The following is a 15,803-nucleotide window of genomic DNA, read 5'->3' as shown; positions in this document are numbered from 1 at the left end:
CAAACAGGAGAGAACAGCATGCAAGGCTATAAAACCCTTTTGGCTTCCGCCGTCATGGCATTTTCTGTCGCTAGCGTTTCACAGGTGCAGGCAGCCACTGACAGCGGCGTGGAACATCAGGTACAGGGCTTTCTGACTGCGCTGGCTCAGGGTGGCGGCAAGCCCATCGAGCAGCTGTCGCCGAAAGACGCGCGGGCAGTGCTGGCCGGTGCTCAGGCCAGTGTGAAAGAAGATATGTCCGGGGTCAGCATCAGCGACAAAACCATTCATGTGGATGGCCAGGACATCAAGCTGACTGTTGTCCGCCCGGCTCATGCCAAGGGCACGCTGCCCGTGTTCATGTTCTTCCATGGCGGTGGCTGGGTACTGGGAGACTTCCCCACTCACGCCCGGCTGGTGCGCGATCTGGTGGAGAACTCGGGTGCAGCAGCGGTCTTTGTCAATTACACACCCTCTCCTGAGGCGCACTACCCGGTCGCCATCAATCAGGCATACGCTGCCACACGCTGGGTGGCTGAACACGGTCAGGACATCCATGTGGATGGTTCGCGTCTGGCCGTCGCGGGTAACAGCGTAGGTGGCAACATGGCGGCGGTGGTCAGCCTGATGGCCAAACACTATGGCACCCCGAAACTGCGCGCTCAGGTACTGCTCTGGCCGGTAACCGATGCCAACTTTGAGAATGGCTCCTACAGCGCCTATCAGGATGGTTACTTCCTGACCCGCAACATGATGAAGTGGTTCTGGGACAGCTACACACTGGATAATCAGCAGCGACAGGAAATCTATGCCTCGCCTCTGCAAGCCAGCACGACTCAGCTACAGGGCTTACCACCGGCGCTGATTCAGACTGCAGAGTTCGATGTATTGCGTGATGAAGGTGAGGCCTATGGCCGCAAACTGGATGCCGCAGGAGTGGATGTCACGGTGACCCGCTACAACGGCATGATCCATGACTTTGGTTTGCTGAACGCACTGGCCGAAGTGCCGGCAGTCAAATCCGCCATGCGGCAGGCGGGGCAGGAACTCAAAGCACATCTTGAATAAAGCCTCAAATAAGTAGCTTGCTATTTAATAGCAAAAAAAGGTAGCCATCATCTGCTGGCTACCTTTTGTCTTTCTACCCTACATCGCTGACACGCTGCAGGTAGCAAGCCCACTATCAGAGCATACCGAGCAACGACTGATGAGCACCCACGCCTGCATTCACTCCTGACGCGGAGGCCAGCGTGGCATTATGTCGCTGGATGGCGATGTCGCCCGCGGCGAAGACCCCTTCTACCGAGGTTCGCCCCCAGACATCGACGTCCACACAGGGGCCGAGCGGGCCGTCCAGTAAGCGACAACCCAGTTGCTCAATCAGGCCACTGTTCAGATGTACGCGTGGTGCGGTAAACAGCGCCTTCATGACGATTTCCCGGCCATCCTCAAGACGCACAGCATCCATCTCTGTGCCGTTGCCCAGAATGGCTACAACGGGGCTGGATTCAATCTGGATGCCCCGCACCTGCATGTGTTGCCGCTGCTCCTCATCAGGTGTGAACTGCCCTTGCGAGAAATAGATCACCGGCCCCCAGTCGGCAACCAGCAATGACTGGTGCGGTGCCATGGCGTGATTGGCCAGAATACCCAGCTGCCCCTCACCAATTTCATAGCCATGACAGTAAGGGCAATGCAGTACCGACCGCCCCCAGCGTGGCTGCAGTCCGGCAATGTCGGGCAGCTCATCACGCACACCGGAGGCCAGAATGAGTTTCCGCCCGACCACCTGACGATCATCGCCGAGCATCACGATGAACTCATCTTCGACCCTGAACACCCATTCTGCACTCCCCTCCAGCCAGCTGACCGTTGGATACGCCAGCAACTGACGTTTGGCAACGGCCTGAATAGCAATCGGAGAAGATCCATCCTGCCCCAGAAATCCCTGAGATGCAGAAGCAAAACGATTACGTGGCTGCCCGGCATCCACGACCACGACCCGCTTGCGCGCACGGGCCAGCTGCATGGCAGCCGACACCCCGGCAAAGTTACCTCCGATGACGATGACATCGCTCTCTAACCTGATGACATCACTTTCCATAACGCCTCCTCCATCGACTCTGCATAACCGACCACTACACGCCAGTCATTTCAAGTAACACATTAAGTTACTTGAAATACATCCGTCAACTCAGGAAACTTCATTTGTTTCTTGAAGTACTCGCTCGCATTATCCAGACCGGATCAGCGGGTGTGCTATTGTCTGCCTCCCGGCTTATCAGGAGAGACCGCCATGCGGACCGATAACCGACTGTCACGGATGCTGCACGTACTACTGCACATGCAACAACATGACTGTTCGGCGACATCAGACAGCCTCGCGCAAATGCTCAACACCCACCCGGTAGTGGTGCGGCGGACCATGGCCAGCCTCAAACAGCAGGGTTATGTGGACGCTGTAAAAGGGCATGGCGGCGGCTGGACACTGAGCTGTGACTTTGAGCAGGTCACCCTGCTGGATATCTACAAGGCGCTGGGAGAGTCACCGGTCTTTGCGCTTGGTCTGTCCATCGACAACCCGGACTGCCTGATCGAACAGGCCGTCAACGCAGCACTGGCGGAAGCCATGCAGCAGGCGGAAGCCGTACTGATCGAGCGACTGGGCCATCTGACGCTGGCTGAGCTGGCACGAGGTATCGTGCAGAAGATTGGCTACTGTGCTGAGCCTCAGCCAGCCATCGATGCGGTGGATGAGGAACCACCCGGGGTGGAGTAGAAACGTTGTAGTTTTAGAAAGGTGAAAGGCGCTGAGGCAGCGCCTTTATCCGTGAGAATGAGGAGTTGCCCGGCGTAAGTATTTCGCAAGGCTTGTTAACGCCGTCGCCGACATACCGCAGAGCGTAAACACCTGCTCAGCCAGCAGAGTAGGCACTCATGCGCCTGCCCACTGCACCTCGATCTGATCCTGACAGACCCGTACCGGCCAGACCCGCAGGCGCAACTCGGATTTTTCCAGACACTGTCCGGTTTCCAGATTGTAGTGCTGCTTCAGCAAAGGCGATGCGACTACCCACTGGCCTTTCAGATCGCCGATGATGCCATGGCAGATCACATTGGCATCCATCACCGGGTCGTGATTGTCGATGGCGAAAACACGATCCAGCTCGGCCTGATAAAACAGTGCAATCTGGTGCCCATGGACCAGTGCTCCCACACCGGAATCGTCCGGCAATTCACTCTTTCTGCAAACCTTGACCCACTCAGTCATCATTTCGCCCTCACTGATCACTATGCGCAGGAGCGATGGTTGCATCGCTCCTCTCTGGTTCTATCTGGAAAGTGGTTTCTATCTGGAATGTGGTTTCTATCTGGAACGTGGAGAGATGCTTAACCCACCTTCGCCAGTGGAATAAGCTCGCCCTTCTCGGCCTGTGTGGCGGGTCGCAGCTGACCGCGCTCCTCAACCATCACGATGCCACTGTCCTTTTCTGCCGAGTTGATGAACGGGCGGAAACGCTTGAGTTTTTCCGGATCATTCAGCGTGGCTTTCCATTCACACTCAAAGGTATCGACCACACTGGCCATGTGAGACTCCAGCTCTGCGCCAAGGCCCAGACTGTCTTCGATGATGACCTGCTGCAGGTACTCAAGCCCCCCTTCCATGTTGTCCAGCCACACTGATGTGCGCTGCAGGCGATCAGCAGTCTTGACGTAGAACATCAGAATGCGGTCGATGTAGCGGATCAGGGTTTCAGTATCCAGATCGGTGGCGAACAGATCCGCATGACGTGGCTTCATGCCGCCGTTGCCGCAGACGTAGAGGTTCCAGCCGTGCTCGGTCGCAATCACGCCGATGTCTTTACTCTGTGCCTCAGCACACTCGCGGGTACAGCCAGATACGGCAAATTTCAGTTTGTGCGGTGAACGCAGGCCCTTGTAGCGGTTCTCGATATCCAGTGCCAGCTTGACCGAATCCTGCACGCCGTAACGGCACCAGGTGGAACCCACACAGGACTTCACAGTACGCACTGATTTGCCATAGGCCTGACCGGTTTCAAACCCGGCATCGATCAGCTCGCCCCAGATGGCAGGCAGGTCTTCCAGACGGGCACCGAACAGGTCGATACGCTGACCACCGGTAATCTTGGTGTACAGCTCATACTTCTTCGCCACCTGACCGATGACGATGAGTTTTTCCGGTGTAATTTCACCACCGGGAATACGGGGCACGACGGAATAGGTGCCGTTTTTCTGCATGTTCGCCAGAAAACGGTCATTGGTGTCCTGCAGGCCACGGTGGGGCTTCTTCAGGACGTGTTCATTCCAGCAGGAGGCCAGAATCGAGGCCACCGCCGGTTTGCAGATGTCGCAACCGTGGCCCTTACCGTGCCTGCTGATCAGCTCGTTGAAGGTTTTGATCTGGTCATATCGGACCAGCGTGAACAGCTCCTGACGGGAGTACGGGAAGTGCTCACAGATATCCTTGCTGACTTCCACTCCGCGACTGGCCAGCTCATGGTTGACTACCTGAGTCAGCAGTGCTGAGCAGCCGCCACAACCGGTGGCCGCCTTGGTGGCCGCTTTCACTCCACCGACATCGACACAGCCCGCATCCAGCGCAGCGACAATATCGCCCTTGCATACGCCGTGGCAGGAACAGATCGCCGCGGTGGCAGGCAGTGCAGCTACACCGAGACCGGCAGGCTTGCCACCTTCACTGACCGGCAGGATCAGACCTTCAGGATTTTTTGGCAATTCAATGCCATTCAGGGCGTACTGCAGCAGCGTCCCGTAATCTTCCGCATCACCTACCAGAATGGCGCCGAGCAGATGCTTGCCCTCGGCATCCACCACAATCTTCTTGTACACCTCGGTACGCTCGTTGAGGTACACATAGCTGCGGCTGCCTGCACTGCGGCCGTGCGCATCGCCGATGCTGGCCACATCCACACCCAGCAGTTTGAGTTTGGTACTCATATCCGCACCGGTGAAGCTGTCTTCACCGCCGAGCAGATGGCTGACGGCCACCTTGGCCATCTGATAACCCGGGGCGACCAGCCCGAATATCTGCCTGTTCCACAGGGCACATTCGCCGATAGCGTAAATGGCCGGGTCCGATGTCTGACACTGATTATTGATGGCAATACCGCCCCGCTCACCCAGCTCCAGCGATGACTGGCGTGCCAGCGCATCCTGTGGCCGGATCCCTGCCGAAAACAGGATCAGATCGGTTTCCAGCACCTCACCATCGGTAAACACCATGCGATGACGCGACTGCTCGCCATCCTCGATCACCTGGGTGTTCTTGCAGGTATGCACCCTGACGCCCAGTGATTCGATCTTGGAGCGCAGCAACGCACCGCCAGCATCATCCAGCTGCACGGCCATCAGACGCGGAGCAAACTCCACCACGTGGGTTTCCAGCCCGAGATCACGCAAGGCTTTGGCAGCTTCAAGGCCCAGCAGCCCGCCACCGACAACCACGCCCGTTTTAGCGCCCTGCGCCGAGGCCATGATGGCTTCCAGATCCTCAATGGTGCGATACACCAGACAGTGCTCGCGATCATGCCCCGGCACCGGAGGCACAAAGGGATAGGAGCCGGTGGCCAGCACCAGCGCGTCGTAGCGCAGCTCAGCACTACTTCTCAGGGCAACGGACTTGGAGCCACGATCAATGGCGGTGACGGGATCCGCCAGCACCACGTTCAGCCCCCAGTTTTCATACTGGTCGGGGGCAACCATGGACAACTCCGCAGCACTGCGACCAGTGAAGAATTCAGAAAGGTGAACACGGTCATAGGCCACACGAGGCTCGCCGGAGATCACTGTCACCTCGTAATGATCCAGACCGCCCTGATCAGCCAGGGTTTGCAGGTACTGGTGGCCGACCATGCCGTTACCGACAACGATTAATTTGGCTTTGCTCATCTCTGTTTCCTCATGCCCATCTCAAGCGGCCGTTGCCACGGGTTCATTTGCGTCTTCCACCGCCTCGGGCTCAGCCTCAAGTGCCGTGGTTTGCGGTCCGAATAGCAGGTCAGTGCCCAGATGGCTGACCTGTTTTTGTTGTTTCATCAGATCAATAAAGGCGTTACCGGCACTGACATCGCCATAGAGCACGATGCCGCTGATACGCCCCTGCTCATCCAGATTGATCCGGCGATAATGGCCATACTCGCGGTCTTCATAGGTCAGGCAGCTGTTGCTGCTGGTCACCCCGGCCGCCAGCAGATCGATGCCGGAAACCTTGAGCCTGGTCGCGAAATCCTGATAGCGATAACCGTCCTGCTCCCCGGCCAGCGCACGGGCCAGCACTCTGGCCTGATCCCAGATCGGTGCGACCAGACCGAAGGTCTGGCTTTGCCACTGGCAGCACTCGCCCAGGGCATAAACACCACTGGCGCTGGTGGCCATCTGGTCGTTGACCAGAATGCCTTTGTGTACCTGCAGCCCAGCCTGACGGGCCAGCTCGGTGCGTGGCGTCACCCCCAGTGCCTGCACTGCCAGATCGGCGAAGAGAATTTCGCCATCATTCAGCTCCAGCGCCTCCAAATGCTCTGCGCCGATAAAGCGTCGGGTACTTACGCCGAGGCGAACCTCAATGCCGAGTCGCTGCAGATGACGCTGCAAGTAGCCGCCCGCCACTTCATCCAGCTGTCGATTCAGCAGCCATTGACCACGCTGCAACAGGGTGACCTGCTTGCCCTGCTGCACCAGACCGTAAGCCGCTTCGATACCCAGCAAACCACCACCAATCACCACTACCTGCCTGCACGCTGCGGGCAGCTGCCGCAGATAACGGGCATCTGCCAGGGTGCGAAACGCCATCACGCCGGGTAGCTGCTCACCTTCAACCCCGAGTGACAGCGGCAACGAACCGGTAGCCATTACCAGCCGGTCAAAGTCATGGCGACGGCCATCGCTGGTCATGGCAAAACCCTGCTCAACATGCAGCTGTTCAACCGCACCGCCGAGATGAACCTCAATGCCACGCTCGCGATACCAGTGATGCGTCTTCAGGAACAGATCCTGCTCGTTGTACTCACCGGTCAGATAGGGCGACAACAGAATGCGGTTATAGGCGGCGCTGTTTTCTTCACCACACAGGGTGATGGCATAACGGCCGGGACAATGGTGATGGAGCTCGTCAAGCAGGCGGTCTGCGGCCATGCCGTTGCCGACAATGAGAAGGCGTTCTGCTGTCATCTCGTGCATCCCCTCTTGGCTTGCCTGCTGAACGGCTGGGCCGATGCTCAGTGGCACGCTTTTTCCAGAAGCAGAAAACAAAAAAGGCGTTCCCCTCTGATGTTATTCAGAGCGAGAACGCCTTCGTTCGTGTGCTGACCCGACAACGTAACCGGATCAACACTGCTGTAATTAATGCGAGGTCCCTTCGCGGTGGCTTCCTGCCATTCCCCAAACTCACTTTCACTAAAGCAGATCGCGTGCCAACTTCCGTATGCGGTCCTTAGCCATTGAATAAGGGGTTGAAGTTTCGATCATTTTCAGTGGAGTCAGCCAGGTTTACGCAGGCACGAGCCTGACCAACAGGATATTCTGGCAAACGGCAGCGCCCAAACACAGGTCATCCTGCGAACGGAACGCACTAACAGGAGGCACCGCCGACAGGAGGCATGGCCAATAGCGTAGAAGACATCACCAGTAGTCAGGCTGCCATCAGAGGCGGAATACAAGCAGACGGGAGGTGAACAGGAAGCAGAAAAAGAAAAACCCTGGATGAAGGGGGTATCCAGGGTCTTCTGTAGAAGTCGATCAGGCAGTAACGTTCAGGATCTGACCAATAGTCTGACCGCTTGCATTGGTTGTGGGCGCCGAACTGCTTGAACTGGCAGCAACAGTTTTGTCATCGCTGTCACCATCACGATCAGGTCCGGCAGTCTTGGGCTCTGCAGATTCGGGCTTTGACTGCAGGGATTGCGGTCCATAGTAACCAGCACCGCCACTCACCGAATTGATATTCATGGAACCTCCATACTCCCGCAGGAGTGTTGAACCAACCAAGATGTTAGCTAGTGCTCAGAGGTTAGATAATCAACCTTAACGCAAACTTAACTTTCCCCTTTTACACGTCAAAGTTTCCGTTAGCAGCATCTACCCAACGCGCAGCCGCCCCGTCACCCTCCTGATGGACACGTTCTAGGCAACTTTACCCCGCGCGGCGACCCGTTCACACCTCTCAACTCTGGCTTCACCCTGACTGTCCCGGCGATAGAAATACACCTCGTCGAACAGGTTGGACACCGGGCAAGCATGATTGGGTAACAGCAACAGCTGATCACCAATCTGTGGTTGCTGCACACAGGCGGTGGTATCCAGCGTGCCATGTTCCTCACTCAGCCCCACCACCTGACCATATCCGTCCAGACCAAGCAGATCCGATGTCAGCGCCTTGCTGCCCGCATCGACAATCACCCGCTCTGCTACAACGACGGTTTAACGAGCGGCTACGACCGTCAGCCTGATGCGCCGTGCCAGTGCCAGCAGCCGTTGCAGCTTGGGCGCGCCGACAATATTGAAGGTCAGCAAGATGTCATCGCCCCCTGCGTCGGCAAACACTTCCGCCTCGCCAATCTTCTGACAGGTAATGCCACAGGCACCGGCTCTGGAAAACATCCGCCGGATCAAGCATCAGCTGATGGCATACCGCGATCACGACGATGACAGTCAGCCACTGGTCGAATGACCGTACGCTGCTACAGAAAAGCAAGAAGCCGATGGAGTGATTCCATCGGCTTCTTGTATTGTGGGCTCTGTACCCGCCTGCTACCGGGTACGTTATTGAGCAGGTTACCTAGTTGGGCAGGTTACCTTATTGGGCGGGTTGATAGTGGTAGAGGCTCTGGCTTTCCTCTTCCATGTACAGGCACTTGAAGCCCTTATCGGCGGGCATCAGAGTGCAGCGCGCGGTGTAGGGCTCAGGTGCTGTCCACTCTGCATCACAGCTGTCGCGGTGAGTGGATTTACCCTCGCTCATGACCATGGCACTGCCTTTCTGGGTCCACTTGTAGTCGATCTTGGACAGATCACACTGACCAGCATCGTCTTTCATGACGTACGAACCCGTGCCATCAGCGCGAATCTCTTCGCTACCCACCATGTCGCCCTGAGCGCAGTCGAAGGTCTGATCATAAACGTTGAACTTGCCCACCGGAGAAATCGCTTTCTCTGGCTGCTCTTTGGTCAGCGTCATGGAGGTATTTGCCAACAGGCCATCCTTGCTGAAGTCAGCGTTGTAGCTGATGACAGCGGGCAGACGCAGCATGTGCGCCAGCGTCGCTTTCTGCACGCAGCCACTGCCCATCTCATTGGACATGGCATCGGTCACCATACCGGGAAGCTGATCAACCAGCTGAGCCACTTTCGGGTAGTTGAACGACAGGCTCTGCATGCCGTTGGCATCGATGGTTTCCTTATCCAGCGCATCCACCGCCTTCTGCGCAGGCTCACCGGCGTAAGCAACAATGAACTTCCCTTTCACCCCTGCCTTGATTTTCAGACCAGGAGCAACGTCAGACAGATCGACATCAGCGATACTGCCGTCGGCCGGAATCTGCACCATGGCACCAAACGGAGAACTGCTCAGCATGGACAGCAGCATCTGCGGGTTCTCGGTGGCAATACTGAGCAGGAAGGAATACTTCTCAGGGATGGGGCTGTCTTTAGACATCACCAGATCGTAAAGGGAGAAACCAGCCCCTTTTACGCCCTGCAGCATACCGGTCGCCATCCCCAGATAGGCGGGGCTGACACTGGCCATCTGCTGCTGAGCCTCAACCAGCTCAGGGCAACTGAACTTGGCCTGAGTGAAAGCATTCCACAACTCGGTAGTAGCAGGCACCAGATTATTAACATCCAGACCCAGACCGAAACCGACGATCTGGCCATTGGCATCCAGAGTGTGTGCGGGAATATGCCCACGCAGTTTCTGCAGGCTGGCCAGGGTAGGCGCATTCTTGATTTCCAGTAGCAGCGGGCTGCTTTGTGTCATTTTGCCGTCTTTTTCTACCGCTGGCAGATAGCTCGACATCAGACGTGGTACCTGGCCTGCAAGGCCAGCCATTTCCTGACGGCATTCGGCGGTGAAGCGGGTTGCCACGGGGGAAGGCTTGCCACCATCAGTCAGGATGGCATTCAGTTCGCGTCCGAAACCATTGCTGTCTGGCAACAGGATGCCTTCAGCCAGTCGCTTAATATTCAGCATCGCCACGGTAGAACCCGTCCATCCGTAGGTTTTGGACAATTCGGCGATTTCGCCGCTGTCCGTCAGTGACTTCTGCGGCTTCACATAAGCCAGGCGTTGCAGCCTGGACTGCTCGGTATCCTTGAAATAGAACGCGGTCACTGTGGCAATGCCATTTTCGACACTCACCACCAGATCAGCCGTTTTGGCTTCGCCCTCAGGCGTCAGACGCCAGCGGGTAAATGTGTGGCCCTGAACGGTTTCCTGCTGTGCTTTAAGCCCACTCTTTTCAGAAGCTTCGTTGAATGCCTTCCAGAAGGTGTCCTGGTTGGCCAGACTGATGCGGATGACAGGTACAACGCCATCCATGTAGAACGCTTGTGGCTTGCTGACATCAATACCGTAATGATCGACCAGCTCACCGTAAGTGGTCATATTGCCGAACAGGTCGACAGCGAGGTATTTGATGAATCGGACGGTCGGATTGTCCTTCAGCTCGCCCTTATCCATGTCCGCCAGCATTGAATCCAGGTCACCCTGCATGCCGCGGAAGATGTCCATATTACGCAGGTACTCGAAGGCTTTGGCATCAGCGGTACCACCAGCGTAGAACACGGTATCGGCCGGTACGTAGTCGGTCATATTGACCTTGGCAGACATGGAAGTGGTATTCAGCCATCCTTGCTGCCAAGCCACACCCGCTCCCACTGCGACAGCAAGAACGCCGATACCTATCCATTTATTCATTACCACTACTCCTTTTGTTAGCTGACGGAGGCTGTACTGCGATGCCTTCACGCCCATTGACCGGCTCCACTGATGCAGGGCCTACAGAATGCAACGCAATATATATACAAACTTACAAACAATCCAGATTGCGCCGGAAGCGTGTGCTGATTATGGATGCCGGTAATCAATTACACGAATCAGGTGGTTTCTGCAGATGTCTGCACAGGCGAATCACCCGCAGCTTTGTCAGGATGTCCGGCAGAAAAAAACCGGTATGGGGCGTCATACCGGTTCTATGTAAACGTCAGCAGCGATCAGCCAGCCAGACGCTCACTCAGCATTTTTTCCAGCTTGTTCTGATCAACAGCAAACAGGCGAATGCCTTCAGCCAGCTTTTCAGTAGCCATGGCATCTTCGTTGTGCAGCCAGCGGAACTCAGCCTCTGACAAGGCCTGGGGTTTGTCGGCACTGGCCGCCTGAGCGTGCAGACGTACCTGAAGATCACCTTCACTGGCTGACAGCTCTTCGAGCAGGTTGGGGCTGATAGTCAGTCGATCACAGCCTGCCAGCGCAATAATTTCCCCGATGTTACGGAAGCTCGCGCCCATGACGATGGTGTTATAACCATGACGCTTGTAGTAGTTGAAGATATCACTGACAGAAATGACACCAGGCTCTTCTTCAGGTGCGTAGTCGGTGCCAGGGTTTTGCTTCTTGAACCAGTCCAGAATGCGGCCAACAAAGGGAGAAATCAGAAATACACCCGATTCCGCACAGGCACGCGCCTGCGCAAAGCTGAACAGCAGGGTCAGGTTGCAGTTAATACCTTCCTTTTCCAGAATCTCAGCAGCTTTGATGCCTTCCCATGTAGAGGCAATCTTGATCAGCACACGCTCACGGCCGATGCCAGCGTCTTCATAAAGCTTGATCAGCTTGCGAGCCTTGGCCAGTGTTTTCTCGGTATCAAAGGAAAGGCGGGCGTCCACTTCGGTAGAAACACGACCCGGGATGTACTTGAGGATTTCCATGCCAAGGCTGACCACCAGTTTGTCGGCGGTATTGTCCAACTGGGTAGCCTGATCACCACCCTGCTTTTTGGCCCAGGCAACAGCGGTGCTGATCAGAGACTCAGCCAGCGGCTGGCCCATGGCCTTGAGTACCAGAGATGGATTGGTGGTGGCATCGATTGGCTGGAAAGCCTGAATAGCTGCAAGGTCACCGGTATCGGCGACGACAGTGGTAACGTTACTCAGTTGTTGCAGAAGCGTAGCCATATTCCCTCACGCAAAATACGACAGACGGCGAGTCCGTCTGGCTGACGGGGCTCAGGAGGGGCAAATCAGAAGATTTGTCCACTGCTGTAACCGGTGCGCCGATTATGCACCAGCCTCGACATATGATCACGGGGAAATAACGATTTGGTTACAGACGGCAGTACAAGCACTGACAACAGCAAAACAGCACACCAGATAAGGAAAAACCCGCTGGGAGGCGGGTTTTTGAGGGTAAAACAAAGTCGGTGGTATGCGCTGAACCGCTGAATCAAGTAACGCTATCAGAAAGCACGGGAACTGATAGTCAAATGCAATCAATGTGCGAGGTATTGATTGAACAGAAAAAATAAAGTGACTCAGTTGCAGCGATAGTTAGTCAAATTCGTTTCGAGATACTGGTCCACCAGACATCGTTTTGGTGTCTGTTGCTGCGGATGCGGCATCCTTTTCCTCATCTTTCACAACGACATGGCATTTTCCATTTATGCCGTGTAACAAGTGTACTCTGGGCGTCTTTTTTGTCAATTTGCGACAACATTGTCAGGCCAGTGCAATGGCATGTTTCCGCACCTGAACGAAGGGATTGTTTCAGCTATTGGACAGTCACGATGCATCGTACGCAATAATAAAATTTTCGTTTGAAACAAAATAAAACCACCACAACGCGCGAATGAAGAACTACAATATGAAACATATTTTATCCAGATCATGCCCTTTCATCGCCTACCAGTAAGGAACTCAACCATGATGAGACCAGGAGGGTTGCCGGAGACTCTGCCCTTTTTGCCTCGTTACCTGTTCACTGATGTGGATGACACTCTTACGTGGCAGGGCCGCCTGCCCGCTGAGACTTACTCCGCGATGGAAAACCTGCAGCAGGCAGGCGTGAAGATCATCCCTGTGACCGGCGCCTGCTCTGGATGGTGCGACTGCATGATTCGCACCTGGCCTATTGCCGCTGTAATAGGTGAAAACGGCGCATTCTGGATTCAGAAGGATCAGCAGGGGCGCCTGCAGCAGCGCTTCCGCTTACCCTTTGCAGAGCGCTCCCAGAATCGATCACAGCTTGAACAACTGATCGAGAATATTGCCAGAGAGTTACCCCAGGCCAGACTGACCCAGGACCATCCTTATCGGTTGACGGATATTGCATACGATATTGGTCAGGATGAACGGCTCGCTAACAGCGATTTAGACAGGCTACTCGCACTCATTCGTCTTTCGCCAGCGTCAGTAAGAGTCAGCTCGATTCACGTCAATATCTGGATGGGTGCCTATGACAAAGCCTCCAGTGCGCTGGCCTGGTTAGAGCAGGAACAGCAATTGAGTCGCGAAGAGGCACTGGCGCAGAGCATATTCATCGGCGACTCACCCAATGATGCCAACATGTTTTCGGCCTTCCCTCACACGGTAGGCGTCGCCAATATCCAGCGTTTCCTGACTACACTCAATCCACCACCGCGCTATATCACCTTTAACCCCGGTGGATACGGTTTTGTCGAACTGGCAGACACTGTTCTGCGGAGTCTTTAGAGAAGTTGACGCTATGAATCTCGATGTAGTGCAGCCTAAAGCCAAAGATTCATCATTTCGACGCAAAAGGGTAATAGGTTTACAACGTGGTGAATCCGATATCCAATACGGCCAGACGCGCCACAATGCCTCAGCTAAGCCCGAAGTACTGGTTGCCTGTCAGCGCACGCAGCTGTTGTCAGTGACATGGAATGCAAAGCGGTAAGTTGAGGTATCGACCTCACCATGCGAATGAGCGAACTGGCCTGTGAAACGAATCATATGACATTGGCTGCCCAGGCAAGCGATGTACTCAGGAGATGCGATCTATGGGGTTGTCTTCTAGACAAAAAAAGATTCTGGACTGGTTACAACAGACGGGTGGAACACTTTCCAGCGGTACCATTACCGAAGCCTTCGGCGTCTCCGCGCAGACCATACGCAAAGATCTCAATGAATTAAGCGATCAGGGTCTGGTCAAGCGTGTGCACGGTGGCATTACCCTACCCACCACGAACCGCAACCTGTCTTTCAGTAATCGTCAGGTTATGAATCTGGGTGCCAAACAGGCCATTGCCAAGGCGATCGTAGACAGCCTGCCGGAAGGTTCCAGCGTATTTCTCGGCATCGGCACCACACCCCAGCAGATTGCGCTGGCCATGGTAGATCACCCCGGCCTGATCGTCGTAACCAATAACCTCAACGTCGCTCTCACCCTATGCCACAACCCTCGCATCGAAACCTTGCTGGCCGGCGGCAGAGTACGCCCGGATGACCAGGACATCATGGGCGAAGACACCACACGCTTCTTTCGACGGTTCCGCATCAATTACGGCATTTTCGGCGTTGGGGGAATCGGTGCCGACGGCACACTGGTCGACTTCTCTCCTGAAGAGTCACATCTGTCTCAGTCCATTATCGCCAACAGCGAGAAACGTATTCTGGTCGCCGATGCCAGCAAATATTTGCGCAATGCACCGGTGATCAGCAGTCACCTGAACGAAGTGGATGAGTTTTTTACCGACTATCTGCCCGCCCCGCTACGCGCCCTGTGTGAGACTGAATCCGTACCAGTGATTGAATGCCTGCCACAATCCGAGCTTGCCGCCTCGCTTTCAACTGCTGAATGACAGGGTCATCGAACAGATGAAGATTCTTACCTGGAACATCCAATGTGGTCTCGGTTGCGACGGGCAAATCAGACTGGATCGCATCATTGAAGAGGCGAAAGCCTTTGCTGCCGATGTGCTGTGTCTACAAGAAGTAGCAAGACACTTTCCCGAATACTGCCATGCGCAGCAGCCAGATCAGTTGTCGGCCATCACTGAAGCTTTCACCGACTATGTGCCATTTTGGGGAGCAGCCATCAACTGGCCGGGCGAAGGTGGCAGCAGGCGCGAATTTGGTAACCTCACACTGGTGCGCCAGCCTCTGGCTCTGGATGGCCGCATCCATACTCTGCCTATGCCACCCGCCCACGGCGTCAAGCAGATGCCACGCTGCGCAGTGGAAGCCATAGTGCAAATGCCCGAATCAACCCGATCACTGCGTATCATGAACACTCATCTGGCATTCCATAGTCAGGCAGAACGTCGGGCACAGCTTGGCTATCTACTTGATTGGGAGCACAGCATCAGGCAGTGGAACGAAGCTCCCTGTGCAACTGCTCAGGGCTCCTATCAGTTTCCTCCCCGACCACTGGCCAGCATGCTGTGTGGCGATCTGAACCTTGCCGAGACCAGTGATGACTACCAATGGCTGCTACAGCAGCATTTCTGGCTGGATGCCTGGCATCTGCTGCACCCGGAAAGCGCACACGCCCCTACCTGTGGTGTGCATGATGCTGACCAATGGCCTGAAGGCCCTCATTGCCGTGACTTTGCCCTGGTCAGTGAAGCTCTGGCCAGCTGGGTCAAGGCCATTGAAGTCGATGTCAGGACAGCCAGTTCCGATCACCAACCCCTGCTGGTCACCTTGGCCTGAGTCAACATCCAACCCAGCAGGCTGTTGAAAAACGTTATCGAGGCAGTCGAGACAAGGAAATACCCCGAGGGCACAAGAAACAGGCGAAAAAGCGGAGTTTAGTGAACTAAATGAGCATTTGA

14 protein-coding genes are annotated in these 15,803 nt (G+C 55.5%); 5 read left to right on the top strand and 9 right to left on the bottom strand.

Going from position 1 to position 15,803, the window contains the following annotated elements; genetic code table 11:
• The first annotated feature begins 18 nt into the window (after positions 1–18).
• Positions 19–1,047, top strand: a complete 1,029-nt coding sequence (locus WH50_RS02805) for an alpha/beta hydrolase (RefSeq protein WP_110185929.1) — start codon at positions 19–21, stop codon at positions 1,045–1,047.
• A 115-nt stretch (positions 1,048–1,162) separates the two neighbouring features.
• On the opposite strand, the gene WH50_RS02800 is transcribed toward WH50_RS02805, so the two are convergent.
• Positions 1,163–2,083, bottom strand: a complete 921-nt coding sequence (locus WH50_RS02800; protein WP_110185928.1) for an NAD(P)/FAD-dependent oxidoreductase — start codon at positions 2,081–2,083, stop codon at positions 1,163–1,165.
• 192 nt (positions 2,084–2,275) lie between these two features.
• On the opposite strand from WH50_RS02800, the gene WH50_RS02795 reads away from it, so the two are divergent.
• Positions 2,276–2,758 (top strand): Rrf2 family transcriptional regulator, encoded by a 483-nt coding sequence (locus WH50_RS02795; protein ID WP_110185927.1) that lies wholly within the window; start codon positions 2,276–2,278, stop codon positions 2,756–2,758.
• Positions 2,759–2,914: 156 nt separating this feature from the next.
• On the opposite strand, the gene nirD is transcribed toward WH50_RS02795, so the two are convergent.
• The 8 genes from nirD to tal form a co-directional block, all read right to left on the bottom strand.
• Positions 2,915–3,295 carry a nitrite reductase small subunit NirD gene (nirD, locus tag WH50_RS02790; RefSeq protein WP_243409972.1) on the bottom strand — a complete coding sequence of 127 codons (381 nt, stop codon included), beginning with the start codon at positions 3,293–3,295 and terminating at the stop codon, positions 2,915–2,917.
• Positions 3,296–3,369: 74 nt separating this feature from the next.
• Entirely contained in the window at positions 3,370–5,910 is a 2,541-nt protein-coding gene (nirB, locus tag WH50_RS02785; protein WP_110185926.1) for a nitrite reductase large subunit NirB, read from the bottom strand.
• Between the two features lie 21 nt (positions 5,911–5,931).
• Positions 5,932–7,188, bottom strand: a complete 1,257-nt coding sequence (locus WH50_RS02780; RefSeq protein ID WP_165838284.1) for an NAD(P)/FAD-dependent oxidoreductase — start codon at positions 7,186–7,188, stop codon at positions 5,932–5,934.
• 567 nt (positions 7,189–7,755) lie between these two features.
• Positions 7,756–7,965, bottom strand: a complete 210-nt coding sequence (locus WH50_RS02775) for a hypothetical protein (protein WP_110185924.1) — start codon at positions 7,963–7,965, stop codon at positions 7,756–7,758.
• Between the two features lie 174 nt (positions 7,966–8,139).
• Positions 8,140–8,415 (bottom strand): type III PLP-dependent enzyme domain-containing protein, encoded by a 276-nt coding sequence (locus WH50_RS26555; RefSeq protein ID WP_207780149.1) that lies wholly within the window; start codon positions 8,413–8,415, stop codon positions 8,140–8,142.
• A 21-nt stretch (positions 8,416–8,436) separates the two neighbouring features.
• Positions 8,437–8,616 carry a hypothetical protein gene (locus tag WH50_RS26550; protein WP_207780148.1) on the bottom strand — a complete coding sequence of 60 codons (180 nt, stop codon included), beginning with the start codon at positions 8,614–8,616 and terminating at the stop codon, positions 8,437–8,439.
• 196 nt (positions 8,617–8,812) lie between these two features.
• Positions 8,813–10,930 (bottom strand): hypothetical protein, encoded by a 2,118-nt coding sequence (locus WH50_RS02765; protein WP_110185923.1) that lies wholly within the window; start codon positions 10,928–10,930, stop codon positions 8,813–8,815.
• Positions 10,931–11,226: 296 nt separating this feature from the next.
• A complete protein-coding gene (tal, locus tag WH50_RS02760; protein ID WP_110185922.1) occupies positions 11,227–12,186 on the bottom strand; it encodes a transaldolase in 960 nt (319 codons plus the stop codon).
• Between the two features lie 744 nt (positions 12,187–12,930).
• Between tal and WH50_RS02755 the strand changes: the two genes are divergently transcribed.
• From WH50_RS02755 to WH50_RS02745, 3 genes are all read left to right on the top strand, one after another.
• Positions 12,931–13,719: an HAD-IIB family hydrolase gene (locus WH50_RS02755; RefSeq protein ID WP_165838283.1), complete on the top strand. Its 789-nt coding sequence runs from the start codon at positions 12,931–12,933 to the stop codon at positions 13,717–13,719.
• 308 nt (positions 13,720–14,027) lie between these two features.
• A complete protein-coding gene (locus WH50_RS02750; protein ID WP_110185920.1) occupies positions 14,028–14,828 on the top strand; it encodes a DeoR/GlpR family DNA-binding transcription regulator in 801 nt (266 codons plus the stop codon).
• Between the two features lie 16 nt (positions 14,829–14,844).
• A complete protein-coding gene (locus WH50_RS02745) occupies positions 14,845–15,681 on the top strand; it encodes an endonuclease/exonuclease/phosphatase family protein (protein ID WP_110185919.1) in 837 nt (278 codons plus the stop codon).
• Positions 15,682–15,803: the final 122 nt, after the last annotated feature.

It is taken from the genome of Pokkaliibacter plantistimulans, assembly GCF_003194385.1.
Classification (GTDB): Bacteria; Pseudomonadota; Gammaproteobacteria; order Pseudomonadales; family Balneatricaceae; genus Pokkaliibacter; species Pokkaliibacter plantistimulans.
The sequence above is the reverse complement of the archived record's forward strand: the minus strand, read 5'-3'. Positions and strand labels throughout refer to the sequence as shown.